Source organism: Rhodobacter capsulatus (assembly GCF_005144475.1).
Lineage (GTDB): Bacteria > Pseudomonadota > Alphaproteobacteria > Rhodobacterales > Rhodobacteraceae > Rhodobacter > Rhodobacter capsulatus_C.
The window spans coordinates 1-25,399 of the sequence record NZ_SWJZ01000013.1 but is presented as its reverse complement, the minus strand read 5'-3'; the positions used below and the strand labels follow the sequence as shown (position 1 = coordinate 25,399).

Genomic DNA, 25,399 nt, shown 5'->3' with positions numbered 1-25,399 from the left:
CTTGATCGGTGCTGATGGAGGATCTTGCCGGACAGGGCTTCACCCCCCTGCACGGATCAGTTGCCAGCCCCGATGCCGCCCCCGCGCTGCGGGGCAGTTACCATCAGACGATCCTTGCCCCGGTGCTGCTGGCGCAATTGGCCCGGCTCAACCCCGATCTGCCGGAAAGCGCGCTGATCGATGCGGCAAACCGGGTGCTCGATCCGGTTTATGCGACCGATCTGATGCAGGAAAACCGTCGCCTGCACCGGCTGATGACCGAGGGTGTCAAGGTCACACATCTGCACGGCGGGGAGGAGCGCGGCGCCGTGGTGCGGCTCATCGACTGGGAGGATGCGCAAAACGACTGGCGGGTGATCAATCAGTTCGACGTGGTGGGCAAGACCGCGCGCATCCCCGATGTGGTGGTGTTCCTGAACGGGCTGCCCCTGGTGGTGATCGAGCTGAAGGGGACCGGCGGCAAGGATATTTCGGCGGCGTTCAACCAGATCGAGACCTACAAGACCGACATTCCCGAACTGTTCCGCACGGCGTTGATCTCGGTGATCTCGGACGGGGTGAAGGCGCGGTATGGGTCGCTCTCGGCCAGTTTCGACCGGTTCATGAGTTGGCGCACGGTGGATGGCGTGACCAAGGTGGCGCCGAAATCGGGGCTGGAGCTGCCGGTCTTGCGGCGGGGGCTGCTGAACCGGGCGGTGCTTCTGGAGATGCTGCGCTGGTTTGTGGTGTTCGAGGACGAGGGGCGCGGGCCGGTCAAGAAGGTGGCCGGGTATCAGCAGTTCTTCGCGGTGAAAAAGGCGATGGCGGCGATTGCCGAGGCGCGGGGGGGCGATGGCAAGGCGGGGGTGATCTGGCACACGCAGGGCTCGGGCAAGTCGCTGTTGATGACCTATCTGGCGGGGCGGGTGATGCATCACGGGGCATTGGAGAACCCGACGCTTCTGGTGCTGACCGACCGCAACGATCTGGACAATCAGCTGTTTGCGACCTTTGGCCGGTGCAAGGATGCCTTGGGCGAGGAGCCGGTGCAGGCGGACAGCATCGCCGATGTGAAGGCGCTGCTCGATCGTCAGGTGGGAGGCGTGGTCTTTGCCACGATCCAGAAATTCCGCCCCGAGACCGGGGAAGGCTTCGGGCAGATCACCGCACGTTCGAACGTGATCGTGATGGTCGACGAGGCGCACCGCACGCAATACGGCTTTGACGCCAAGGTGACCGCAACCGGAGAGTTGCGCCATGGGCTGGCGTGGCAGTTGCGGCAGGCGCTGCCGCATGCGGTCTATATAGCGTTTACCGGAACCCCGGTCGAGTTGGTCGGCGCCAACACGCGCGGTGTTTTTGGCGATTACATCGACGTTTATGACATCGCACAGGCGGTGCAGGACGGCGCGACGGTACCGATCTATTACGAAGCCCGCGTGGCCAAGATCGAGCTTGACCCAGAGGCAGCGGCCGATCTGGACGCCGATTTCGGCGAAGCGACCGAGGGGTTGGCGGCGGCGGATGCCTCGGCGATGGCGCGGAAATGGTCCCAGATCGAGGCGCTGGTGGGGGCCGAAAAGCGGCTCGATGCGGTGGTGGCCGACATTCTGGCGCATTTCGACGCAAGGGTTGCGGCGATCGACGGTAAGGCAATGATCGTCTGCATGAGCCGCCGGATCTGTGTCGAGGTTTACGACCGCATCATCGCCGCCCGGCCCGGCTGGCATGGCGACACCGACGACACCGGCGCGGTCAAGGTGGTGATGACGGGCGCGGCCAGCGATCCCGCGTCGATGCAACCGCATATCCGCTCGAAAGCCCGGCAGGAAGCGATCCGCAACCGCGCCAAGGATCCTGCCGATCCGTTGAAGATCGTGATCGTGCGCGACATGTGGCTGACCGGGTTCGATGCGCCCTGCATGCACACGCTTTACGTCGACAAGCCGATGAAAGGGCACGGGCTGATGCAGGCGATTGCCCGGGTGAACCGGGTGTTCAAGGGCAAGCCCGCCGGGCTGGTGGTCGATTACATCGGATTGGCGGCGGAGTTGAAGGCGGCGCTGGCGCATTATTCGCAGTCGGATCAGGCGCAGACCGGGGTGGACGAGGCCGAGGCGGTCGCGGCCTTTCTCGATGCGCTTGATGTGGCGCGGGCACAGATGTTCGGCTTCGATCATGCCCCGGCGCTGACCGGCACGCCGAAAGAGCGGCTGAAGACCCTTGGCACGGCGATGGAGCATCTGCTGGCGAAATCGCTGAACGATGAGGGCGCCAGCATTGGCCGATTCCACGATGCGGTGGCGGCGCTGGTACGCGGCTACAAGTTGGCCTCCGGCAGCCCGCAGGCGACGATCCACGCGGCCGAGGTGGCATTTTTTGTGGCCCTGCGCGGGACGCTTGAAAAGCTCGACATCGGGGCCACGGGGCGGCGAGCCGACGCCTCGGATTTCGCGATCCAGCAACTGGTGAACACGGCGCTGGCCTCGACCGAGGTCGTCGACATCCTTGAGGCCTGCGGCTTCGAGCGCCCCGACATCAGCATCCTGTCGGACGCGTTCATGATCGAACTCCAGACCATGAAACAGAAGAACCTGGCGGTTGAGGCACTCAAGAAGCTGCTGAATGGCGAGATTTCGGCCCGGACGCGCTCGAACGTGGTCAAGCAGGAGGAATTCGGGGCGCGGCTCGAACAGGCGATCGCGCGTTATCACAACCGAGCCGTCGATGCGGTGCAGGTGATCCAGGAACTGATCGAGATCGCCAAGGATTTGCGCGACGAACCCGAGGACGGGCTGACCGTGGACGAGCGGGCCTTTTACGACGCGCTGGCGCAGAACAAGAGTGCGGTCGAGGTGATGTCGAACGAGAAACTGCAGGTGATCGCGGCGGAACTGGTGCGGATCGTGCGCTCGAACGCCGGGCCCGACTGGTGGCGACGCGAAAACGTGCGTGCCCGGATGCGGGTCGAGGTGAAAAAGATCCTCGCCCGCTTCGGCTACCCCCCCGACCTGGCCTCGGACGCGGTGCGGACGGTGTTGAAACAGGCCGAGGCGCTGGCGAAAAGTTTGGGTTAGGGCGGCAGCCTCGGCGCAGCAAGCCGCCCAAGGGAGGTTCCGCTTCCTGGCGGGAGAGGTGTCTGGGCCGAAATCGAGGCCCGCCAGCGGGAGGCCCCGCAGTCTCAATCCGCTTACTGGCGGGAGAGGCGTCTGGGCACGATTTTTACGGAAAATCAGTCTCTTATGCGTCTCAATCCGCTTACTGGCGGGAGAGGTGTCTGGGCGTGACGACGTTTAGCACCGTTTACGAGTGGGCGTCTCAATCCGCTTACTGGCGGGAGAGGTGTCTGGGCTCGCTGCTCGTGTCCAAAGCCCTGGATGGGTGTCTCAATCCGCTTACTGGCGGGAGAGGTGTCTGGGCCCATGATGGCCGACTGGGAAGAGGAGGCCGCCGAGTCTCAATCCGCTTACTGGCGGGAGAGGTGTCTGGGCTCACCCTCTGCAAACCCATGACCCGAAAGCGCTTTTCGGTCCGCTTTCCAACCTTGCCGTGCTCCTGTCCCTCGAAAGGCCGCCGAAGGCCCCGGTTTTGCTGTCTTTTTGCTCCTTTTTCCTTTATCTTCAAGATCATGGCGGCATTTCCAACGCTGAATCGCCGATTTGAGCCGTTTTCACCGCCACACCCAGAGCTTGGCAGGCGAAAACGACCCTGTCCAGCCGCGAAATTCCCGCGCGCAGGACAGGGCGTCGCAGGGGCGTTCAGCCTTTCAGCGCCACCGCCAGAAGTGCGCAGACAAGGGCGCAAAAGCCCGTCCAGCTGACGGCGCGGCGCAAGAGCGGGCCGATGCTGTCGGGGCTGTCGATCCCCTTGCGCCGGATCAGCCCCTGCACGAAAAGCCCGATGCCATAGGCGATGGCAGCCCAGAACATCAGCTCTGCCAGACCCCAAAGCCAGGCGGTGCGGGGGCTGGCGGGGGCGATCTGTCCCAGGAAATCCGCCACGATGTTCATGCCGGCAAAGCCGGTGGCCAGTGTCGCGGGCAGGAACAGCGTGGCAAAGCGGGTCAGCGCCTCTTGCGAGCGGCCCATGTCACGCTGCTCCTCGGCCAGGGCGAAATCGGACGCCGCGCTCAGCTCTGCCTCGACATCGGCGCGCAGCCCGTCCAGGTTCATCGAGGCGCGCAGCCGCGTGTTCATCTCGCGCGCCTGCAGGTGGTTCGAGACATCGGTGAACAGGAAGCGATGCGTGAAGGACAGGAAATCCTTGCGCACGCGCAAGAGCTTGTCGCGGAAGTCGGGGGCGTCGGGGGTGATCGCGAGATCGGTGACGCGGCGCGAAAAGGTCAACAGGGCGGCGAATTCCAGTTGGGCGATGAAATTCATCCGCCGGTAATGGCTGCGGAAATGCGTCTGGATGACGTCTTCGAAGAAATTATCGGGGGGGGGGATATTCGCGCCGACCAGCGCGTAATGATAGCCCGCGAAACTGTGGCGGGTGCAGCTGGTGCTTTGGGCGCAGGGGGCGTGGCGGTCGTAAAACAAGGTCTCGGCCTGCGCGCGCAGGAAGGGACCGTTGAAGGGCATAGGGTCTTTCCCGGCGCCATCGGCGGCGGCGATGCGGAACCAGTCGCCCTCGGAAATGCTCTCAAAGGCGGCCTTGTCGGGCAGGGCGAGGAAGCTCATCACCGGGATGCGCTCGTCCAGCACGTGGCGCCAGACCGGCAGGCCGCTTTCGCGGTTCTCGCCTTGCAGGCACAGAGGCGCAAGAAGGCTGCGCCACCACGGAAACAGCCGCAGGGCGGGCTTTTCGTCGGGTTGGGGCGCCTTCAGATGCGCGACATGTTCGGTGCGTGATTCGGCCTCATGGCGGGTGCCGCCCAGGGTGACGGCGCGCGGGCACAGGCCGGGGGTGGTGTCGTCATACCAGAAGCCCGGAAAGGCGCGGCGGCCGTGGTCGATGAGGTCAAGCGCGCGCGCCAGCGTCATCGGCGCGACGGCGACCAGTTCCAGCGTCAGGATCGCGACGCCAAAGGTGAAGAGGTCAATCTCCAGCGTCTTGATGGTGCAGGCGACATCGCCCGAGCCGAGATGAAAGACCATCTCCTGGTCGATCATGTCGGGGCGGCAGAAGCTGTAATGCTGGTTGTCGCGATCCTTGGCATAAAGGAAATCGCGCACGAAATCATGGAAATAGGCGGCTTCTTCGTAGCTGTGCGGGCCGGGCTCGTCATTGAAGGTGGTCCGGGCAGGGGCCCAGCCATGGGCAGCCATCTGCTTCAGAAGGCGTCGCATCTGCGCCTCGGGGCCGCCCGCCTGATCCGGGTCAAGAAGCGACAGCGGCAAATGCAGGATCTGGCGGAATTGCGACAGCGGAATGGCGGTGCTGGGCGTCACCTCGGTGGGCTGCGTCATCTTTTCATGCCTCGGGTTTTCTGTTGCTTTTCGGAATCGGGGTAAACACTCTGAAGACAATTATCCGGGGGCTTTTGCGCATGAGTAGATACCTTCATGTCGAGGGGGTCAACTTCGACCAGACGCTTTTCGACACATCGGACATTTCGACGATCCGGGGCGCGTCGCGCGCCTGCGAGGATATCGTCAGCCATTTCCGCGACCAGATCGGCGAGAAGGCGGTGCTGGCCTGCGGTGCCTCCAAGCTGATCGCGAAGACGGAGCTTCTGTTTGCCGATCTGGTGGCGGGTTTGCCCGAAGATCTGAAAACCCTTGCCGGTCAGCTGCATTTCGCGCGCGGCGCGGGGGCCAGTCTGGCCGCGGCCGAGGCGGAGGCGCGGCTCTCGCAGTTGCGCAGCTGGACCGCGCCGCGGCCGTTGACCGGCGCCGTGCCCTGTGCGCTCTCGAAGACCCAGCCCGCGGTGGTGGATATCGGCAAGAAGGGCCTGGTGAGCCGGTCCGTCGCCGATCGGCGCGACTACGGGCGGCAGCATCGCAAGGCGGTGGCGGCGCAGACCGCGTTTGATCCGGCGCCGGATTTCGAAACGCTGATCCGGCTGAGCGACGGTGATGTGCCGCTTTCGGCGCAAAACAAGATGGCGGTGGTGCATGCTGATGGCGCGGGCTTTGGCGCGGCGCTGGTCAAGTTGCAACAGGAAAAGGGGGCCGAGGCAGGGCTGAAGAGTTTCTCGGACCGGGCGCAAGAGATGCAGGCAGGGATCATTGCGCAGGCCGTCATCTGGGCTGCCGGTTGGAGCGGGGACGTTCTGCAATTCGAGGTGCTGCTGGCGGGCGGCGACGATCTGATGTTCGTGTTGCCGGCATGGAAGCTGTTCGATTTTCTGGCAGGCTTTCATGACTGGACGGCCGATGAGGCGATCGAGGGCAGTGCGGTGCATTTCCGCCTTGGCGCGATCATCGCCGATCGCAGCACGCCGATCCGGCAGATGACCGGTCTTGCCTTCGAGGCGGTAGATGCGCTTCGGGCCTCGGGTCTGCCGGGCAGCCTCTGTTCGATTGACGTTTTCGAAAGCGCTGCGCCGCCGATGGACGGGCTTTCGGCCCATCGCCAGCGACTTTATGGCGTGGGTCACGATGATGCGATGCAGGCCTGGCCCCTGGCCGAGGCGGCGGATCTGGCCGCGGTGCTGCGGTATTTGCGGACAACCGAGGACAAGGATGTGATCCGACGCAGCCAGATCTATCGGGCCTTGCGCGACCTTCCCGATCTTTCGGCCGCGGCGGCGGAGGTGGCCAAGCGTCTCGACCATTACACCGAGCGCACCGCCAAGGCCTCCGCTCTGCGCTTGCCGGGGGTGGCGTCGGACAATCCGGCCCTGCATCTGGCCGTTGCAGCGCAGCTTTGGGATTATTGCGGGGAGGCGGCATGAGCGTGCAGATCGACTGCGACGTGACGGTGCGGTTGCGCGCGCCGTTCCTGTTCCCGGGGCTGAGCCTGAACGGCTGGGGCTATGATGCCACCGCCTTGCGCGATGCGCAGGGGCATCCGCTTCTGCCCGCCGATCAGATCAAGGGGGTGCTGCGCGCGGCGCTGGCGGGGATGCTTGCGGATGCAGGCAAACCGCTGACGGCGCTTGAGGCGATCTTTGGTCAACCCGGCCCCGATCAGGCGAATCTGCGCGGGGCACTGGTGTTTTCCGATCTGCGGGCCGAGGGGCTGTCCGCCGCCGGAATGCCCTCGACACGGGTCGAGATCGACGACAAGACGCCAGATGCCCCCGGCACGGTGCGCGAAGGGCATCTGGTGGTGACCGAACTGGTGGCGCCGCCCGGGGCCGAAGTGCAGTTCGTTGGCAAGATCTACGGTCATGCCGAAACCGAGGCGCAGGCGGTGGAGTGGATCACGCTTCTGCGCGCGGCGGCCACGCATATCAGCGCCATCGGCTCGATGAAGAGCGCGGGCTTTGGCGAGGTCGTGTCGGTCGAGCTGTCCAAGCCGAAGATGGTCGCCTTGTCCGCCGCGCCGGTGGCCCCGCCTGCGGGGCGGGTGGCGGTGGCGCTGGCTTTCGATCGGCCATTTCTGGTCGATGCGCAGCGCGTGGCCGACAACGTCGTCGCCAGTTCCGAAACCGTCCCGGGCGGGGTGCTCAAGGGGGCGCTGGCCGCCGCCTTGCGCGCGCTTGGCCACCGGCCCGAGGAGGACGCCGATTTTTCCGCCCTGTCGATCGCCCATGCGGTCCCGGAGGGGGCCAGCCGCGCGGTGCTGCCGCTGTCCTGGGTCTGGCTGCCCGACGAGGCGCGTTTTGCCGATGTGCTGGCGGACCCGGGTCTGGCGCGCGGCGAGAAGCGGTTCGTCACCAGGCCCGACTGGAAGACCGCGCAGCTCGAGGACGCGGAGAAGCGGCGCGGGGTGAAACGGGCCGATCTGAGCCTTAGCGACCGGGCGCATGTGCGCATCGACCCCGAGACCGGTGCGGCGGTCGATCAGGCGCTTTTCTTCACCACGCTGGTTGATCCGGGACAGACCCGCTGGCTGACCGAGATCGACTTCGGCGCCATCCCCGCGTCGCAGCAGGCACTTTACTGGGGTACACTGGTGGCCGGGCTTGACCGCCTCGGCTCGACCTGCGCGCGGGCAACGGTTCACGTGCTGGGGGCGGCACCCGCTCTGGCGCCGGTTGTGACGGGCGACTGGCTCGTGGTGGTGGAGACCGAGGCGGTGCTGGGCGATCCGGCCGAGGGACCGCCGGCAGAGGTCTATCGGGCCTATTGGCGCGATGTGGCGGGGGCCGAGATGACCGGCTTCATGGCTGCGCAGGATCTTCGCGGCGATTATCTGGGCATGCGGGGGGCAGGTGTTTACCGACCGCATTTCGTCACCCTGCCGGGCAGCGCCTTCCGGCTGCGCGTCACCGATCCGGCGCAGCTGGCTGAACTTGTCCGAAGGGGGCTGCCGCCGCGTCTGGGCAAGACCCGTCCCGGCTGGCGGGACTGTCCGTTCCAGCCGGAAAATGGCTGGGGCCGCATCAGCATCGAAAAGGTGGGCGCATGAGCGAGGGGCTTTCCGACATCCGCTTGCGGCGGCTTGATCTTTCCGGGCGGCTGGTGTGCCTGTCGCCGCTTCACGTCGGCTCGGGTCAGGTCGAGACCATCACCCGGCAGCGCGATGGCGAAGAAGAGAGAAGCGAGATCGGTCTTTTTGCCATGGCCGATGGCGGGGTGCCCTGGCTGCCGCCGACCGCGCTCAAGGGGCTGATGCGTCGCCTTGACCGGGGTGGTGACAAGGTGATGACCGACAGCCTCTTCGGCCAGATCAAGGAGGACGACAGCGGGCGGATGGGGGCGCTGCTCTTCCGTGGCGGTCGGATGCTGAAGGCCGGTCAGGCGATCGGCAAGGGAAGCCGCAAGGGCAAGGAGGGGCAAAGCTCTGTCCGGACCCGCACGGCCATCGACGCGGGCCGCGGCATCTCCGAACGCAACAAGCTCTTCAGCCGCGAAGTCGTGGGCGAAGGGGCGGAATTCGAATTTCGCCTGCGTCTGGAATGCCGGGCCTCGGCCTCCGCGTTCGAAGCGCGCGTGGCGCGGACGCTGGAGATCCTGGGCCATTTCTCCCGCGCGGGCGAGGCCTGCCTTGGTGCTGATACCAAGCTTGGCTTTGGTCGTCTGGCGCTCAAGGATGATCGTGTCACGCTCACCCCCTGGACGACAGAGCCGACCGGTGCGCTTGTCGAAGGCAAAGGCACGGTCCGGTCGCTGACCACCCCGGCGGGCGCCGTGACACCTGATTTCAGTCTGACGCTGCGTTGCGATTTCCCCTTCCTGATCGCCGACAGCCACCACGAACGCGACAAGGACAAGAAGGAACCGCATCTGATCCCGCTGCGGCAGGGGACAAAGGCGGTGATCTCGGCCAGCTCTGTTCTGGGTGTTTTGCGCAGCCGGGCCGTCTGGTTGGCCGAATTGGCCAAGATGCGCGGGGCTCCCGTGGCCGAGGGGGTGATGCTCGAGCTTTTCGGCAGCGAAAAGCGCAAGGGGAGGTTGTCTTTGCGCCTTTCCGAGGACGCGCATGGGGCGCCCGACCGCGTGACCTCGGTCAAGATCGACCGTTTCACCGGGGCGCCGATCGAACAGGGCCTGTTCGAGATCGAGGCCGAAACCGCGACCTTCCGGCTGGAGTTCCGGCTAGCCGAGGTCAGCGATGCGGCGCGCGACTTCCTGCGCGTTCTGGTCGAGGATGTCCGTGCAAACGGACTCGACATCGGTCACGCGACGACGCGCGGCTATGGCTGGTTCCGGGTGCAGGAGGGGGTGAAATGAGCTACGTTCACGAAGAACTGCAGGATATTGCCGCCGAAAATCCCCGCCTTGAGGATTACCGCCGCGAGGCGAAAGCCTTCCTGGCAAGCGAGGGGGTGACGCTCAGCGCCGAGGAGATCGACAAGGTCTTCGAAGCCTATCAATCCCGCCGCCCGATGCCGACCTCTCGGCCATTGTCCGGGCGTGGTGGTGCGCCCGCGCGCGGCCCGGCCACGTCGCCCCGCGGGGCTGCGCCGATCCCGCCCGAAGACTGGCACGCGCCCTTCCGTTTCGTGGCGCTGTCGCAAAAGATTGCTCCCCCGGAAGACGCTGTGAAAAAGGCCTGGTCCGAGGGACACTTGCACGACAGGCCGCTTCAGGACGGGCTTTGCGCCACCCTCTCGGTCACCTGGGAATTCGATGGCCCGATGCTGATTGGCGACGGCGGCGACCCGATGCGCAAGGAGGGGGACACGCCGCGCTTTGGCCCGCTCAAGGTCGCGGGGCAGTATGTGCTGCCGGGCTCGTCCCTGCGCGGGCTCTTGCGATCGACCCTTGAGATCGCCGCGATGGGGCGGCTTGAACAGGTCGATGGCCACCGCGCCTTCGGCATGCGCGACTTTACCCACAAGCTTTTCAAGGACGACACTCGCCCTGAAGTGAAGGGCGGCTGGCTGCAAAAATCCTTGGGCGAGGACGGCAAGCCGATCTACGAGATCACGCCCTGCAAGATCCATGAAATCAGCATCCGCGAGATGCGACAGGGCCGCAGCTCGGGGATGGACCACGCCCGCTGGATCTGCACCGACATGGTGGGGAAATATGCCGAACTGGGCATGTGCGCCCGCCCGCAGCCCCGCGACGAAGCCCCGGTGATCGACTTCACCAAGGCGCAGGGCTTCATCAGCACGGGGGCGCATCTGGTTCGCCGCGACCCGAAAGGCCAGATCACCGGCGTCTTCGTCTGCGCGGGCAAATCCCCCACGATCAAGGCCACTGACGAGACCGCCCGCAAGCTCGACCAACAAGCGAAGCAGCGCGAAAAGGGCCAGGCGAAGAAGGTCGAATATGTCTTCGAGACCCGCGCCTCGGACCGCAGCTTCACCCTGAGCGATCAGGAATGGCGCGATTTCCTCGACATGAACTCGACCATCACCCGCGACAAGCCGCGTCCCGCGGGCAACTGGAAGGAACTTTTCCCGACGCTGGAGGCAGGCAAGCCCGTCCCGGTGTTCTGGATCGGCACCCCGGGCGAAAGCGATTTCGACTTCGGTCTGGTCAAGGTCTTCAAGCGCCGGATGAAGCACCGGCTGCGCGACCTGATCCCCGCGCCGCATGGGCAGACCTGGGACACCCCCGATTTCGTGCAGACGCTGATGGGCTTCGTGCGCGAACCCGGGCCCGAGGCGACGCCCGCCGAAGTTGCCGCAAGTCACGATCAGCGCCACCTGCGCTCGCGTCTTTCGGTGGGCTTTGCCAAGCTTGTCGGTCCCGCGCCGCAACTCATGTCGGAAAACACCGTTCAGGCCGTGTCCAAACCCTCGTTCGGGCCGTTCTACCTGCGCGGCACGCCGCTCAAGGACTGGAACGAACCGGTCAAGATCGCGGGCCGCAAGCGTTATCCGGCCTTTGGCGGCTCGGGCGCCGATGTGGTGAAAAACCTGCGCGCCCTTGTCACCAACGACAACCGCAACATTCAAAGCCACCTGACCTTCCTGTCTCCCGCGAAAGGCAACAAGCTGCGCTTCACCGGCGAGATCCGGGCGCACAATGTCACCCCGGCCGAACTGGGCGCGGTGATCTGGGCGCTGACGCTGGGCGGTGATCCGGCGCTGCGCCATGCGATTGGCCGGGCCAAGGCGCAGGGCGCGGGGCAGGCCCGGGTGGCGGCACTGTCGCTGCATGTGGTCCGCAACGATGGCGCGCCAATCAGCGAAAGCCCCGCCGCGTGGGAGGCCGATTTCGTCGCCACGGGCACTGGCACCGGCACGCCCCTTGCCCCCTTCGTGCAGGCCTTTGGCGCGGCGATGCGCAAGACCGACCCGCAATGGCCCGACATCGCCCCGGTGCAGGAGCTGCTGGGTGCCGCCGATCCCAAGGGCAAGGGCCACGATCAGCGCGGCTACATGGGCCTTGGCCGCGAGGCGCCCAGCTACCCGGCGTTGCGAAAGACCGCCTATGACTCTGGCAAGGGCCATTCGGGTCCGGACTGTCTGCTCTCGCCGCCGCGGCGCAGTGCGAAAACCGGTCGCAAGGAGGGGTGAAGGCCGCGCTTTACAGCCCGGCACCGGGCTGTCACTCTTCTCCGGGACGAGCTTCTACGCCCGAAAACTGGCCGAAAATCGCGATTCGACGTTGGAAAGTAGATCATGTCTCTGAAGCAAAAGGAAAAAGGAGGAGAAAGACGCGTGAAAAACGGGCTTGCAAGGGCTGTTTCGGAGTGTCGGGCACATCACGGTTGGAAAGCGGACCCAAAAGCGCTTTCGGGTCTTGGGTTTGCAGAGGGTAAGCCCAGACACCTCTCCCGCCAGTAAGCGGATTGAGACACCGTAAACGGCCGCGTCGTTTCGGCGTTGCTGGCCCAGACACCTCTCCCGCCAGTAAGCGGATTGAGACTCGATGCCGACATTGGTCTTGATGACCTTGTGCGAGCCCAGACACCTCTCCCGCCAGTAAGCGGATTGAGACCCCTGCTCGGTGGTCACCACCACCATCCCCAGAGCCCAGACGCCTCTCCTGCCAGTAAGCGGATTGAGACCCATTTAGCCACGGGCGCAGAATGTGCTCGTAGTTGGCCCAGACACCTCTCCCGCCAGAGGGTGGATTGGCATCGGTCTGTGCGGCATCTGTCCGGGGTCGGTCAGACCAGCCAGTAATTCCCCGGCGGCTCGATCGGGGCGGCGTCGCCGTAGGTGCGGGTGCGGGTTTCGCCGCTCGCGCCGATGGCATAGACGCGCAGGCTGTCGCCGGGGGCAAGTTCGGCCGCGACGCGTTGGGCCAGCGCCGCCGCGCGCTGCTCGCTCAGCCGCGCCTCGAAGACCGAATATTGCACCCGCGTCGCGGCCCCTTCCAGGATCCGCGCCACCCGGCGCCGCTTGCGGTCTTGCGACACGTCATAGGTGAAGACCATCAGCATCTCGGCGCGCGGCATGGCAGACCCTTTTCGGTGCGGATTTCGGGTCTCAGTCTGCCGCGAAACGGGGGGCGGCGAAAGCCCTTGCCGGGCGGGCGGCCCTGCGGCGGTCTGTCGTGGCGCGGGGCAATCTTGAGGCTGGACAGGGGGAATTTCGCCTGTCAGGCTGATCTTGAAAGAGGGAAAATCGGGCAAAAGTGCCGATTCACCGTTGGAAAACCTGTCATGACCTTGAAAACCAAGGATAAAGGAGGAAAAACACGCGCAAAAACCGGGCTTGCAAGGGCTGTTTCGGCATGTCGGGCACATCACGGTTGGAAAGCGGACCAAAAAGCGCTTTCGGGTCTTGGGTTTGCAGAGGGTAAGCCCAGACACCTCTCCCGCCAGTAAGCGGATTGAGACGCGTTGTGTCCCGCGAGGTGAGCGTCGTACTGGGCCCAGACACCTCTCCCGCCAGTAAGCGGATTGAGACGCAGCGGCGCCAGCGCCGCCTCCACTTCCTCCAGCCCAGACACCTCTCCCGCCAGTAAGCGGATTGAGACGCGGTCGTGGTGCCCAGATCGGTCCCGCCGCGCCCAGACACCTCTCCCGCCAGTAAGCGGATTGAGACTTATTGAGGGTTGCACTCATCTCGAGGACATGCCCAGACACCTCTCCCGCCAGTAAGCGGATTGAGACTTTCTCTCCATTTCCGCCATGGCGGCATGAAGCCCAGACACCTCTCCCGCCAGTAAGCGGATTGAGACAACGCCCCCCATGCGGCAAAAATCACGCAGAGGAGAAAGCCCAGACACCTCTCCCGCCTCGCAGCGGGGTCAGTAGTCCTGCATCTGCGGCAGGTAGGGCATTGTTTCCGGGCTGCGGCAGTGGCGGGCGAGCGCGCGGGCCTCTTCGAGCATGATCCGGCGCAGGGCGTGGCGCTGTCCGGTCTGGCTCGAGCTGATCACCCGTTCCAGCGCCTCCTCGTAGCCGGTGATCAGCGCGCGCCGACCGGGGGTGAGGATGCGCAGGCTGTCGCCCTGCGGCTCGAACATCTCGGCGCGCAGGCGGCGGCGGTTGAAGAGGCTCACCGCCAGCCCCTCGGAGAGGGTGGCGCGGAACACCTCCATCAGGTCATAGACGGCGGCGTCGCCCCGGTCCTGCGCCTGATGCAGCACGCCAAAGCCGGGGTGCAGCCCCGCGCCGATCAGCGCCGCGCGGATGTCGCGGGCCAAAAGCGCGGTCAGGTAATTGATCGCGGCGTTGAGGGGCGTTTTCGCAGGACGTTCGCGCAGGAACGGCCCCTTGTGCGCGGTGCAGAGCCGCGCCAGCGCGGGCCAGTAGATCCGGGCGGCCCGCCCCTCATGGCCGCGCAGGCTGTCCAGATCGGGCATCGGCGCGGCAAGGCCCCGGATCGCGCGGCCAAGGGCGGCGATGGCGCGGTCCACCTCGGTCGCCTTGGCGGAGCGGTTGAGCACGGCAAGCCGCGCGCGCTGGTTGCGCAGCCGCGCCCCGACCAGAACCCGCGCCAGCGCCAGACGCCGTTCGGGATGCAGCACAAGCGCGGCCTGTGCCAGCTGCAACTCCGCCTCGGCGGGCTGCGGCGGGGCAAGATAGCCCTTGGTCTCGCCATGGCCATCGAGAAAGGCAAGCGTGGTGTCGGTGGCCAGCGCATGACGCCAGACCGGGTCATCGACCACGGCGCCGGGGCCCAGTTCGATCCGGTTCACCCGCGCGGGCGGCAGCGACAAAAGCAGACTGCCGCCGCCATCAAGCACGGCGAAACTTTCGGCGCGCAGGCTCAGGCGGCGTTCCGGCTCGACCAGATAGAGCACCCGGGCGCCCGGATCATAGCCCGCCGCCACCGCTTCGGCCGTGGCCGCGTCGGCCTCGGCCAGTTCGCGCATCACGGCGCTGGCGTCAGGGTCGGGCTCGTCGGGGGCGGGCAGCACGAGCGAGCGGACGAAAAGCTGGCCCAGAAACTGAAAGCCGCGATCGAACCCGACCACCCGCGTCTCGCGCGAGACCATGCGCAGGCCGTGACCGGCGACGAACTCCTCGGCGAGCGCGCGGGCTTCCTCGGCCCCGGCCTCGCTGCGGGCGAGGATGACGAAATCATCGGCAAAGCGCACGATCCGGGCAGCGCCGCTGTCGAAACGGTCGTCGAGCCCGTCGAAGAAGAGGTTGGACATCCGTTGTTGCGCCGCACCTTTTCGAATGCCAAGGTGAGGGCATGTGGGTCGGAAATCTGGCCAAACAGGCCCGAAAATCGGCTTTCGTCGTTGGAAATCATGCCAGACCCCTGCGGAATAAGGGAAAAAACGAGGTGAGAGACACAGGAAACCAGAAAATCGGGCCCGAGTCGAGGGATGCGGCAGGTCACGGTTGGAAAGCGGACCGAAAAGCGGCTTCGGGTTTTGGGTTTGCAGAGGGTAAGCCCGGACACCTCTCCCGCCAGTAAGCGGATTGAGACACCATCCCTCGATGGAGGGTAATCGACGTCACGATGCCCGGACACCTCTCCCGCCAGTAAGCGGATTGAGACTGAAGCCACGACGGCTTGGCGACTACATCGGTGTGCCCGGACACCTCTCCCGCCAGTAAGCGGATTGAGACTGCAGCATGGGCTTGTTCGCGACGTTCTGTTGCCCAGACACCTCTCCCGCCAGTAAGCGGATTGAGACTCGAAGAAGGCGGGCAGCCCTTCGAGACGAGCCATCGCCCAGACACCTCTCCCGCCCGTAAGCGGATCAGCCGAGCGGCGTCAGCCGCACCCTTCCCGCGCCGATGGTGGTGTCGGCGCCGATGTGCAGCGCCTCGGCCAGAGCGAGCAGGCGGCGCAGCTCGGGCGGGGGGGCGGCAAAGGCGATGCGGCCGGAAAAGCCCGGACGCGGTTTTGTGCCCCGCGCCAGCGCCCGGCGCTCGCCCGCAACGGCCGGGGGGGCGGCGCGCAGGGCCTCGGCCAGTTCTGCCTCGGGCAGATCGAGCGCGAACCCATGCCACTGCGCGATCCCCTTGGCGCGTTTGGCAAATCCTGTCAGCAGCGAGGCGGGATCAAGGCCCAGCCCGGCGTGATCGGCGCGCAGGCGCTGGATGATCGGAGTTTGCGTGCGCAAAGCCAGCGCCCCCGCTGGCGGCATGGCAAGCGTCAGCTGAGTATGGGACACGGCGGTGACCGGCATCGGCACCCGCCCCGCGCGGCCCAGATCAAGGCCGCCGCGCAGCCCGGCAATCAGCGCGGCGCGAAACTCGGGCGCCCAGTCGCAGGCGGCCCCGAACAGGCGCAGCGTGATGGCCAGATCCGCGCCTTGCGCATCGGCGCGCAGGACAAAAGGTTTGGGCAGCTCGAAGCCCGCATTCAGCGCGCCTTGCGGGTTGTGAAACAGATCATAGGCGCAGGGCGGATCATAGGGGCAAGGCGCCCCCGCCAGCGCCTCGGGCGAGGCGGAAAGCGCCAGCGCATGGCCCATCGCGCCGCGCACCCGGCCGAGCGTGGCCGTGCCCTGTGCAAGCCCGCCATGCCCCGCGATCTGAACGACGAGGTCGCGAGCACACAGGGCGGAAAGGAAATCCGTGAGCGAAATCGGCTGCATGGCGCAGTCTTTCGCCGCGCGGAGGCAAAGATCAAGCCCGGCGTGTTTGCCGCGGCGAAAGGCCATTGCGAGGGCGGAAAAATGCGCTCAGGAAGGGGGAGAAAAGAAAAACCCCCGACCGGGGTCGAGGGCCTGCTGGCGGCGTACCGCTTCGCGTGGATGTTTGCGAGGTAGCAGATTGAGCGAAAAAGATCAACAGGAAACAAGGGCCGCGCGCGCGGCGCTTTATATCGACGGGTTCAACCTTTATCACGCGATCGACCGGCTGGGGCAGCCGCATCTGAAATGGCTCAGCTATTGGCGGCTGGGGCAGGTGATCTTGCCGCAAAAGACGCAAAAGCTGGTGCGGGTGGTCTATTGCACGGCGTTCTATCCCGGTTCGGCGGGCAAGCGCTGGCGGCACGAGCAGGTGATCGCGGCGCAGCGGGCCGAGGGGGTGGAGGTGGCGCTGGGTCATTACGTGCATGAGCGGATGATGTGCCGCAATTGCGGGGATCGCTGGGAGAAGCCGACCGAAAAGGCGGGGGATATCAACCTGGCGATCCATCTGATGCATGACGCGTTCGAGGATGTGTTCGACCATGCCTATCTGCTGACGGCCGATTCCGATCAGGCGGCGACGGCGGCGATGTTCGCGCGGCGTTTCCCCGAGAAGCGGCTGACGACGGTGGCGCCGCCCGGCCGCGACCCTTCGGTGCATATCCTGCGCCATGCTTCGGGCGGCAAGATCAAACTCAATGCCGGGCATCTTGAGCGCGCGGTGATGGGGGCCACGGTTGGCAAGGCGCGGCGGCCCGACGAATACGCCCCACCCGAGGGCTGAGGCTCAGCGGCCCTGCACCAGTTCGAGCCAGACCTGCGCCATCGCCTCGGCATCGGGCCCCGCGCGATGCGGATGCGGCAGCGTGGCGAGCAGATCCTGCGCGCGGCCAAGCGCCTCTGCGCCGAAAGTATCGCTGACCGCATCGTCGAAATGCAAAAGCTGCACCGGGCGGCGCAGCAGCATGGCCAGCCATTTGCCGTCGAATTCGGGGCAATCGGAAAGGACATGGGCCCCAAGCTGCGCCTCGACCGCCTCGGTCACAAGATCGGCGGCGGGAGCGGTGTGCAGCCGCTCTCGCGCGATGCCGTGAATCTCTGCCGAACGCGGATCCCAGTCGGCCTCGCTCCAGCCCGGGCGGGGTTGGATGAGGCAAGACCATGTGTCGATGCCGATGGGGCCGAGCCGGGACAGGCCGATTTCGATGGGCCATCCACTCAGGCTCGAGGCTTCGATGTCGAGAAAGACAGGGGTCATGGTGGGAATTGTCCCTTGGCGATAACGTGGAAGGGATAAGATGTGCCGCTTGCGAGGGCGCGGTTTACTCCCCGGTTTGGCCTTCTGGCCTGAGCTTCTCGAATACCTGAAGCAGCGCGAACAAGCCTCCGTAAGAAAGCTGCATCGCCTTTCCGCGTTCCTGGGGGTTGCTGATTTTCTCGATCCACCCGAGGCCGCCGTTGCCGCTGACGCCCTCGGAAAGCAGGTCACAGTGCCGCGCGGCGCTTTGATAGCTCATTCCGAGCGCGTCGGAGAGGACCTTCAGGCTGATGGGAATATCGCTCGACTCGTTTGATGTCCGGCGCGCAATGTAAAGAAACGTGAGGAGAGTCCCGACCGTGATGTCCGGCTTGATCGCCCGGAATCCATTCAGCAATTTTTCCATTTCGTTCCAAGTGATGTGTTCGCGATCGAGAAAATCCCGGATGTGCTCCGGCATGCCGTCACGCGTCGGGCTGAAAAAAAGGAAAAACACGGCAGGCCTCCTCTCATGCAATTATGTGATCGCATAAAATAAGCATTGACGCAAGCTCGCCTGCCGTTTTATGTGAACGCATATTGATGCGGGGTTTGCGGTTCCCAACGCTGAGAAGCCATCGCGCAAGAGATCGCAAAGCGATCACTGGTCGGTGCGAGGCACGCCCCGCGGGCTCCGAACGAGCCCTTTGGGTCAAGAGATGCCGCGCCGGAAAGATAGGTTTTCCCTTCGAAGCTTTGAGTGGCGAGAGGGGGCTGTGGTTGCGTGGTTACCGCGCGGGATGAGATGACGGATTTGACGATGGCCGGTCTGACGCGTTCCAATCCTTTCAAAATCGCTTTGAACGCACGCGAAGCGGCGAACGCGCTTTCGTTGACGCTGCCAGAGTTTGAGCGACTTGTTGCCTGCGGCAGCCTGCCGCGACCGGTGTTTCTCAGCCCGGAAATTCCGTGCTGGCGCTGTGCGGATATCGATGCTGCACTTCATGGCACGAATGTCGAGCATGAGGAGTTCGAGCCGTGAGACGACCTGACCTGCCATACCTCGAGTTCAAGACCGTCAAGGGGCGAGACTACATCTACTTCCGAAAAGGGAAGTTCCGTCGTCGTTTGCCGTCCAACCCTGATTCCGAGGATTTCTCCCGCGAGTACTGGGCTTGTCGAAGCGGCAAGCGGAATAGCTCGACGAGGACGACATGGGATAAGCTGATCATCAGCTACTATGCGTCGCCCGGTTTCCGCGGATTGAGCAAGGGCACCCAGGCAAACTATCGGCGCCATTGCGAGGCGATCCGCGAGAAGAACGCGACCAAGGACATGCGGGCCTTTCGGCGCAAGGATGCCTTGGCTGTGCAGGCGGCGCTGCAGGACACTTGGTCAAAGGCAAATGAAAGGATCGCGGTTCTGTCGATCCTGTGTCGCCATGCCGTCGATCTGGAATGGATCGAGCGAAACCCCGTCGAAGACATCCCCAAGCTGAAAGGGGGCGAATATGCCGCTTGGCCCGAAGACAAGTTGCGCGCCTATGAGCGGTATTGCGACGAACACGGCCTTGCGACCGCGCGGACGATCTATGAGTTGATGATCGGCACCGGCCAGCGCATCGGGGATTGCGTCGCGATGGAATGGGCCGACTTCGACGGTGAATTCATGCGCGTCGTGCAAGAGAAGACCGGCGCCAAGATCGAGGTCTTCTGTCCCGAGCGGCTGAGATCCTATCTGAAAGCCCTGCCCAAGACCGGACGGCATATCCTCGCCAAGAACTTGACCGAGCACATTGGCAAGCGGCAGGCGCAGCGCGAGGCCGAACTGGCGCGCGACAAGATCGGCGCGAGGACGGGTGAGGAACGCCTCGTGCAACACGGCTGGCGCTACACGGCGGCCAAGGAACTGGCCGAGGCCGGGTGCTCTGATGCCGAGATCCAGGCCGTCACCGGGCACAAGACCCTTGCGATGGTCGCGAAATACCGGGCTCAGGCAAGCCAGAAACGGGCGTCGAAGGAGGCGCAGCAGCGCCGCGAACAGAACAAGCACAGAACATGAAAGTGCGAAACTAAGTGCGAAACCGGAGCGAAGGCCGCTGGGGAAGCAAGGGCCGGGCCGAAAAGGACCAATGTTCTCAAGATGGTGCGGGTGAAGGGACTCGAACCCCCACGCCAAGGCGCCAGAACCTAAATCTGGTGCGTCTACCAATTTCGCCACACCCGCACTGCCTTTGCTTTTAGCAACTCGTGCGGCCCCTGTGTAGGGGGGGCAACAGGTCGGTGGGCAAAATAGAGTTTTGTTAACCTTTGTCCTCGCCAGACCGCGGGGCCTGTCCTAGGATTCGGATCAGAGCCGCAAAGGCCAGATGATCAGAACCGCCGGAAACCGGCGCGAGAGCAGGAAGACCCGATGGACAGGCAGGCCACGGGGCGCGAGGAAGGCGGGGCCAAGGCGCCCGTGTCTTCCGCGTCCGCGTTCACATTCGATTCCCGTCTGGGCGCCGAGAGCGCGCATGGGGTGGCGGGCTTTGCCATGGGCTCGCGGGTGACGACGATGGACGGGCTTTTGCCGGTCGAATTCCTGAGCTTGGGCGACCGGATCGTCACCCGCTCGGGGATGCGGGTGCTGCGCGGCCTGTCCAGCCTGCCGCTGGTGTCGCGGCTGGTCGGCATCGCGCCCGGGGCGCTTGGCCATGACCGGCCGGGGCAGGCGATGGTGCTGGGCGCGGGCACCCAGGTGCTTTTGCGCGACTGGCGGGCCGAGGTGATGTTCGGCACCGCCCAGGCGCTGGTGGCGGTGGAGCGGCTGATCGACGGGCAGTTCATCACCCGCATCACCGGCCGCAAGATCCGGATTTTCGCGCTGCATTTCGAGGCGCCCGAGGTGATCTATGCCGATGGGGTCGAGATCGGCTGCAATCCCCTGGCCTTGCGCAGCTGAGAAAGGGTCGAAAGAGCGTATTTGCCCCAAGAAGAAGGCCATGGGTTTCTTCTTGGCGAAAATACGCCCTGTCGCGGTCTCAGGCCGCGGCTCAGAGGTTCAGCGCGCGAAAGACTTTCGGCAGTTCCTCGGGCAGGTCCTCGGCGATCAGGCCGGGGCCGAAGCTCAGCGCGGCTGCGACATGCAGCCAGGCGCCGGTGCAGGCGGCCTCGAAGGGCGTCAGCCCGCGCGCCATCAGCCCGGTGATGATCCCCGCCAGAACGTCGCCCGATCCGGCGGTGGCCAGCCAGGGCGCGGCGCGCGCGCCGGTGGCGCTGTGCAGCGCGGCCTCGCCCGAGGGCTGGGCGATCGCGGTTTCGGGGCCTTTCAGCAGCACCGTGCAGTTGATCCGCGCGGCGGCCTGACGGGCGGCCTCGACCCGGGGCAGGGTGCCGTCCTCCAGCGCTTGCGCAAGATCGGGAAACAGGCGGCGGAATTCGCCCTGATGCGGGGTGATCACCACCTGATCGTGCATCGCGTTGAACAGCGGGCCGGTGTCGGCGCTGAAGGCCGAGAGCGCATCGGCATCAAGCACGCTGGGCCGGCGCAGCCAGAGCGCCGCAGGCACCATTTCGAGCGCCCGCGGCAGGCCCAGCCCCGGGCCGAGGCAGAGCGCATTCAGCCGCGGATCTTGAAAATGGCCGCGCAGGGAATAGGCGTCGGGCAGCGGCGTCAGCATGATCGCGGTCAGCTGCGCCGCATTCTCGGCCAGGCTGATCTGCGGACAGGCCAGCGTCACCAGCCCCGCCCCGACCCGCAGCGCGGCGCGCGCGGCCAGACGGGCGGCGCCGCCCTTGCCGGGGCTGCCCGCCAGAATCAGCGCATGGCCGTGGTCGTATTTGTGGGCTGCGGGCGCTTTGGCGAGGCGGGAACGCATCTCCTCGGTCAAGGTGATCTGGCGGAACATGGCCCCTCCGGCGCGGTCGTTTTTTCCAACCCTAGCGCGGGGTGGTGTGAAAAGCGTGAAGATCCGCCCTAAAGGCCGATCGGTTTGACGATGACGCCGATGCCCTCGGCGCGCAGCCGCGCATGCAGCGGCTTTTCGCGGTGGAAGGTGACGGCCAGCGAACAGGGCGCCGAGGGCCAGCCGGCCGAGTCGGGCTGCGCATCGGCATCGCGCCCCGAGGGCAGGTCGATCGCCAGCACCGGCCGCCCCGCCGTGGCGAGCGCGGCGAAGATCGGGCCGAAGCCGGTCAGCGGCCGCGTCAGCCCAAGCCCGAAAAGCGCATCGACGACCAGATCGGCACTGCTGAAATCGGGCGCGGCGGGCAGGGCCGACAGCGTGCCGATGCGGCGCCAGCGGTCGTGATTGGCGCGGGCGTCGGGCGGCAGGCGCTCGGGGTCGCCGTAAAGATAGAGCGTCACCTTCCAGCCGCGGCGGCGCAGGAGCCGCGCCACCACGAAGCCGTCGCCGCCATTGTTGCCCGGCCCGCACAGGATCATCGCATGGCGCCCCGCCTCGGCGGGAGGGCGGAAGTCGGGCCAGGCCTCGGCGATCGCCTCGACCACCGCCGCCCCCGCGCGTTCCATCAGCTCGAGCCCGCTGGCGCGGCCGGAGGCGATGGCAGCTCTCTCAAGGCTGCGCATTTCATCACTCGTCAGGATTTCCGTCATTTGCCGCCCAAACAGTTTACATTTCGCACAATAAATATGCTAACCGCCCAAATCATCATCGCCATTCGGGGAATCCCCGGGCACGACGCACAAGCCAAAAGCTAGCCGATTGCGGGGCGGCGTGGAAAGTGGTGAGACGAGGGCGCAAGATCGAAAGGGGGGAGTCGGCATGAAGAAGGTCGAGGCGATCATCAAGCCTTTCAAGCTCGATGAAGTGAAGGAAGCGCTTCAGGAAGCGGGGATTCAAGGGCTGAGCGTGATCGAGGTGAAGGGCTTCGGGCGGCAAAAGGGCCATACCGAGCTTTATCGCGGGGCCGAATATGTCGTCGACTTCCTGCCCAAGGTGAAGATCGAGATGGTTCTGCCCGACGAGATGGTCGATATCGCCATCGAGGCCATCGTCGGCGCCGCGCGCACCGAAAAGATCGGGGACGGCAAGATCTTCGTCTCCTCGATCGAACAGGCGATCCGCATCCGCACCGGCGAGACCGGCGAGGACGCGGTCTGAGACTTCCGAATTTCGGGCGATGGCCCGGCACCGCAACGGGCCCAGCCCGCACCCCATGCTCAACGAAAGGGTAATTTGCAAATGAGCGCAGTCAAAAAGGCTCTCGAACTGATGAAGGCGGAGGAGGTCGAATATGTCGACATCCGTTTCTGCGACCCGCGTGGCAAACTGCAGCACGTGACGCTTGTCGCCGACCTCGTCGACGAGGACTTCTTCGAGGAAGGCTTCATGTTCGACGGCTCGTCGATCGCGGGCTGGAAGTCGATCGATCAGTCGGACATGAAACTGATCCCGGACGCGTCCTCGGTCTACATCGACCCCTTCTATGCCGAAAAGACCATGTGCGTGCATTGCAACGTGGTCGAGCCGGACACCGGCGAAGCCTATTCGCGCGACCCGCGCGGCATCGCGCTGAAGGCCGAAGCCTATCTGAAGGCCTCGGGCATCGGTGACGTCGCCTATTTCGGGCCGGAAGCCGAATTCTTCATCTTCGACGACGTGCGCTACTCGGTCACCCCGGCCAAGGTCGCCTATCAGATCGACGCGGAAGCGGCGGCCTGGAACACCGACGCCGAAGTCGAGATGGGCAACCTTGCCCACCGCGCCGGCCACAAGGGCGGCTACTTCCCGGTGAACCCGGTCGACGAAGCCCAGGACCTGCGCGGCGAGATGCTCTCGACGATGAAGCGCATGGGCATGAAGGTCGACAAGCACCACCACGAAGTGGCGACCTGCCAGCACGAACTCGGGCTGATCTTCGGCGGTCTGACCGAACAGGCCGACAACATCCTGAAATACAAATACGTCATCCACAACGTCGCGCATGCCTATGGCAAGACCGTGACCTTCATGCCCAAGCCCATGAAGGGCGACAACGGCTCGGGGATGCACGTGAACATGTCGATCTGGAAAGACGGGAAACCGCTCTTTGCCGGCGACAAATATGCGGACCTGTCGCAGGAAGCGCTGTATTTCATCGGCGGCATCCTGAAACACGCCAAGGCGCTGAACGCCCTGACCAACCCGGGCACCAACAGCTACAAGCGTCTGATCCCGGGCTTCGAGGCTCCGGTGCTGCGCGCCTATTCGGCCCGCAACCGCTCGGGCTGCGTCCGTATTCCGTGGACGGAATCGCCGAAAGCCAAACGCGTCGAAGCCCGCTTCCCCGATCCGTCGGCGAACCCCTATCTGGCGTTTGCCGCCCTTCTGATGGCCGGTCTGGACGGCATCAAGAACAAGATCGACCCGGGCCCGGCGTCGGACAAGGACCTTTACGATCTGCCGCCGGAAGAACTGGCCGCGATCCCGACCGTCTGCGGCAGCCTGCGTGAAGCGCTGACCGAGCTCGAGAAGGATCATGAATTCCTGCTGGCCGGTGACGTCTTCACCAAGGACCAGCTGGAAGGCTACATGGCGCTGAAGTGGGAAGAAGTGTATGCCTACGAGCACACCCCCCACCCGGTCGAATACCAGATGTACTATTCCTGCTGATCGGCGGGATGGTTCGGGAAAGGGCGCCTTCGGGCGCCCTTTTCTTTTGCCGGGCAGAAGGGCGTATTTGAGCCAAGAAGAAACCCGCGGCTTCTTCTTGGTGCAAATACGCTCTTTGCCTGCGGCGCTGGAGCCCGGGCGGCGCGGTTGCTCCGGACGCAGCGTCACGGTATGAAACGGCAGCATTACCAAGGAGGCGGGCATGAGCGTGGCATGGGTGTTCCCCGGTCAGGGGGCGCAGACGATCGGAATGGGCAAGGCCTTGGCCGAGGCCTATCCGGCGGCGAAGGCGGTCTTCGATGCGGTCGATGACGCGCTGAACGAAAAGCTGAGCGCCTTGATCTGGGACGGCGAGATCGAGCGGCTGACGCTGACGGCGAATGCGCAACCGGCGTTGATGGCGACCTCGCTGGCGGCGGTCGCGGCGCTGAAGGCCGAGGGATTTGCGGTGACGGAGGCGGCTTTTGTCGCCGGGCACTCGCTTGGGGAATATTCGGCGCTGTGCGCGGCGGGGGCCCTGACGCTGGCGGATACGGCGCGGCTTCTGCGCATCCGCGGCGAGGCGATGCAATCGGCGGTGCCGGTGGGCGTGGGCGCGATGGCGGCGCTGCTGGGGCTGGATTTCGCGACGGCAACCGAAGTGGCGGCCGAGGCGGCGCAGGGCGAGGTCTGTCAGGCGGCGAATGACAATGATCCGGCGCAGGTCGTGGTGTCCGGGCACAAGGCGGCGGTCGAACGCGCGGTCGAGATCGCCAAGGGCAAGGGCGCGAAACGGGCGGTGATGCTGCCGGTCTCGGCGCCGTTCCATTGCGCGCTGATGCAGCCCGCCGCCGACCGGATGGCCGAGGCGCTGGCGGCGGTGACGGTCTTGGCGCCTGTCGTGCCGGTGGTGGCGAACGTGCGCGCCGAGGCGGTCGTCGACCCCGAGACCCTTCGGCAGCTGCTGGTGGCGCAGGTCACCGGATCGGTGCGCTGGCGCGAGTCGGTGCTGTGGATGGTGTCGCAAGGCGTGACCGACTTCTGCGAAGTGGGCGCGGGCAAGGCGCTTTCGGGCATGATCAAGCGCATCGCCAAGGAAACGACGCAGAAAGCCGTCGGCACGCCCGAGGATGTGGTGGCGCTGAAGGGCTGAGGGCG

General features: G+C 65.3%; 20 protein-coding genes, 1 tRNA gene and 2 CRISPR repeat arrays. Of the genes, 12 read left to right on the top strand and 9 right to left on the bottom strand.

Annotation, left to right across the window (positions count from 1 at the left end; translation table 11 throughout):
* Window positions 1-14: 14 nt before the first annotated feature.
* Complete coding sequence (locus FBT96_RS04105; RefSeq protein WP_212635354.1) at window positions 15-3,056, top strand: type I restriction endonuclease subunit R; 3,042 nt, start codon at window positions 15-17, stop codon at window positions 3,054-3,056.
* Between the two features lie 31 nt (window positions 3,057-3,087).
* A CRISPR array of direct repeats spans window positions 3,088-3,470; the repeat unit is 37 nt; unit sequence GTCTCAATCCGCTTACTGGCGGGAGAGGTGTCTGGGC.
* 267 nt (window positions 3,471-3,737) lie between these two features.
* Here the strand turns inward: FBT96_RS04105 and FBT96_RS04100 are convergent.
* Window positions 3,738-5,390, bottom strand: a complete 1,653-nt coding sequence (locus tag FBT96_RS04100; protein ID WP_136905075.1) for a magnesium transporter CorA family protein — start codon at window positions 5,388-5,390, stop codon at window positions 3,738-3,740.
* Window positions 5,391-5,470: 80 nt separating this feature from the next.
* Between FBT96_RS04100 and FBT96_RS04095 the strand changes: the two genes are divergently transcribed.
* From FBT96_RS04095 to FBT96_RS04080, 4 genes are read left to right on the top strand one after another with little or no spacing between them, the layout of a single operon-like run.
* The gene (locus FBT96_RS04095) at window positions 5,471-6,820 is read left to right on the top strand and encodes a Cas10/Cmr2 second palm domain-containing protein (protein WP_136905074.1); all 1,350 of its coding nucleotides are present in this window, start codon (window positions 5,471-5,473) and stop codon (window positions 6,818-6,820) included.
* Window positions 6,817-8,442: an RAMP superfamily CRISPR-associated protein gene (locus tag FBT96_RS04090; RefSeq protein ID WP_136905073.1), complete on the top strand. Its 1,626-nt coding sequence runs from the start codon at window positions 6,817-6,819 to the stop codon at window positions 8,440-8,442. The genes FBT96_RS04095 and FBT96_RS04090 overlap by 4 nt, the downstream gene beginning before the upstream one ends.
* The gene (locus FBT96_RS04085) at window positions 8,439-9,707 is read left to right on the top strand and encodes an RAMP superfamily CRISPR-associated protein (RefSeq protein ID WP_136905072.1); all 1,269 of its coding nucleotides are present in this window, start codon (window positions 8,439-8,441) and stop codon (window positions 9,705-9,707) included. Before FBT96_RS04090 ends, FBT96_RS04085 begins: the two co-directional genes overlap by 4 nt.
* Window positions 9,704-11,950, top strand: coding sequence for a hypothetical protein (locus tag FBT96_RS04080; RefSeq protein ID WP_136905071.1), 2,247 nt, complete (start codon window positions 9,704-9,706; stop codon window positions 11,948-11,950). The genes FBT96_RS04085 and FBT96_RS04080 overlap by 4 nt, the downstream gene beginning before the upstream one ends.
* Before the next feature lie 596 nt (window positions 11,951-12,546).
* Here the strand turns inward: FBT96_RS04080 and cas2 are convergent.
* The 3 genes from cas2 to cas6 all read right to left on the bottom strand — a co-directional run bounded on the left by cas2 (window position 12,547) and on the right by cas6 (window position 16,391).
* Entirely contained in the window at window positions 12,547-12,837 is a 291-nt protein-coding gene (gene cas2 / locus FBT96_RS04075; RefSeq protein ID WP_023924107.1) for a CRISPR-associated endonuclease Cas2, read from the bottom strand.
* A gap of 346 nt (window positions 12,838-13,183) precedes the next feature.
* Window positions 13,184-13,565: a CRISPR direct-repeat array (repeat unit 37 nt; unit sequence GCCCAGACACCTCTCCCGCCAGTAAGCGGATTGAGAC).
* A gap of 69 nt (window positions 13,566-13,634) precedes the next feature.
* Window positions 13,635-14,990 (bottom strand): CRISPR-associated endonuclease Cas1, encoded by a 1,356-nt coding sequence (gene cas1, locus FBT96_RS21605; protein WP_455769539.1) that lies wholly within the window; start codon window positions 14,988-14,990, stop codon window positions 13,635-13,637.
* Between the two features lie 558 nt (window positions 14,991-15,548).
* Window positions 15,549-16,391 carry a CRISPR system precrRNA processing endoribonuclease RAMP protein Cas6 gene (cas6, locus tag FBT96_RS21705; RefSeq protein ID WP_455769538.1) on the bottom strand — a complete coding sequence of 281 codons (843 nt, stop codon included), beginning with the start codon at window positions 16,389-16,391 and terminating at the stop codon, window positions 15,549-15,551.
* 178 nt (window positions 16,392-16,569) lie between these two features.
* Between cas6 and FBT96_RS04060 the strand changes: the two genes are divergently transcribed.
* Window positions 16,570-17,214 (top strand): NYN domain-containing protein, encoded by a 645-nt coding sequence (locus tag FBT96_RS04060; protein WP_136905070.1) that lies wholly within the window; start codon window positions 16,570-16,572, stop codon window positions 17,212-17,214.
* 3 nt (window positions 17,215-17,217) lie between these two features.
* On the opposite strand, the gene FBT96_RS04055 is transcribed toward FBT96_RS04060, so the two are convergent.
* On the bottom strand, window positions 17,218-17,688 hold the full coding sequence (locus FBT96_RS04055) for a 3'-5' exonuclease (RefSeq protein WP_136905069.1): 471 nt from the start codon (window positions 17,686-17,688) through the stop codon (window positions 17,218-17,220).
* Window positions 17,689-17,752: 64 nt separating this feature from the next.
* Window positions 17,753-18,184 carry a hypothetical protein gene (locus FBT96_RS04050; RefSeq protein WP_136905068.1) on the bottom strand — a complete coding sequence of 144 codons (432 nt, stop codon included), beginning with the start codon at window positions 18,182-18,184 and terminating at the stop codon, window positions 17,753-17,755.
* Between the two features lie 288 nt (window positions 18,185-18,472).
* Between FBT96_RS04050 and FBT96_RS04045 the strand changes: the two genes are divergently transcribed.
* Together FBT96_RS04045 and FBT96_RS04040 are read left to right on the top strand one after the other, a co-directional pair.
* A complete protein-coding gene (locus FBT96_RS04045; RefSeq protein ID WP_169583191.1) occupies window positions 18,473-18,709 on the top strand; it encodes a helix-turn-helix transcriptional regulator in 237 nt (78 codons plus the stop codon).
* The gene (locus FBT96_RS04040; protein ID WP_136905066.1) at window positions 18,706-19,728 is read left to right on the top strand and encodes a site-specific integrase; all 1,023 of its coding nucleotides are present in this window, start codon (window positions 18,706-18,708) and stop codon (window positions 19,726-19,728) included. Before FBT96_RS04045 ends, FBT96_RS04040 begins: the two co-directional genes overlap by 4 nt.
* Window positions 19,729-19,810: 82 nt before the next feature.
* On the opposite strand, the gene FBT96_RS04035 is transcribed toward FBT96_RS04040, so the two are convergent.
* A tRNA-Leu gene (locus tag FBT96_RS04035) sits at window positions 19,811-19,893 on the bottom strand.
* Window positions 19,894-20,079: 186 nt separating this feature from the next.
* Here FBT96_RS04035 and FBT96_RS04030 point away from each other — a divergent pair.
* Window positions 20,080-20,610, top strand: coding sequence for a Hint domain-containing protein (locus FBT96_RS04030; RefSeq protein ID WP_136905065.1), 531 nt, complete (start codon window positions 20,080-20,082; stop codon window positions 20,608-20,610).
* A 91-nt stretch (window positions 20,611-20,701) separates the two neighbouring features.
* Here FBT96_RS04030 and FBT96_RS21595 read toward each other — a convergent pair whose 3' ends face one another.
* Complete coding sequence (locus tag FBT96_RS21595) at window positions 20,702-21,556, bottom strand: NAD(P)H-hydrate dehydratase (protein WP_136905064.1); 855 nt, start codon at window positions 21,554-21,556, stop codon at window positions 20,702-20,704.
* 68 nt (window positions 21,557-21,624) lie between these two features.
* Complete coding sequence (locus tag FBT96_RS21590; RefSeq protein ID WP_136905063.1) at window positions 21,625-22,263, bottom strand: NAD(P)H-hydrate epimerase; 639 nt, start codon at window positions 22,261-22,263, stop codon at window positions 21,625-21,627.
* Window positions 22,264-22,432: 169 nt separating this feature from the next.
* On the opposite strand from FBT96_RS21590, the gene FBT96_RS04015 reads away from it, so the two are divergent.
* The 3 genes from FBT96_RS04015 (at window position 22,433) to fabD (ending at window position 25,394) form a co-directional block, all read left to right on the top strand.
* Window positions 22,433-22,771, top strand: a complete 339-nt coding sequence (locus FBT96_RS04015; RefSeq protein WP_013067397.1) for a P-II family nitrogen regulator — start codon at window positions 22,433-22,435, stop codon at window positions 22,769-22,771.
* A gap of 81 nt (window positions 22,772-22,852) precedes the next feature.
* Window positions 22,853-24,262 (top strand): type I glutamate--ammonia ligase, encoded by a 1,410-nt coding sequence (gene glnA / locus FBT96_RS04010; protein ID WP_136905062.1) that lies wholly within the window; start codon window positions 22,853-22,855, stop codon window positions 24,260-24,262.
* Between the two features lie 202 nt (window positions 24,263-24,464).
* Window positions 24,465-25,394: an ACP S-malonyltransferase gene (gene fabD / locus FBT96_RS04005; RefSeq protein WP_136905061.1), complete on the top strand. Its 930-nt coding sequence runs from the start codon at window positions 24,465-24,467 to the stop codon at window positions 25,392-25,394.
* Window positions 25,395-25,399: the final 5 nt, after the last annotated feature.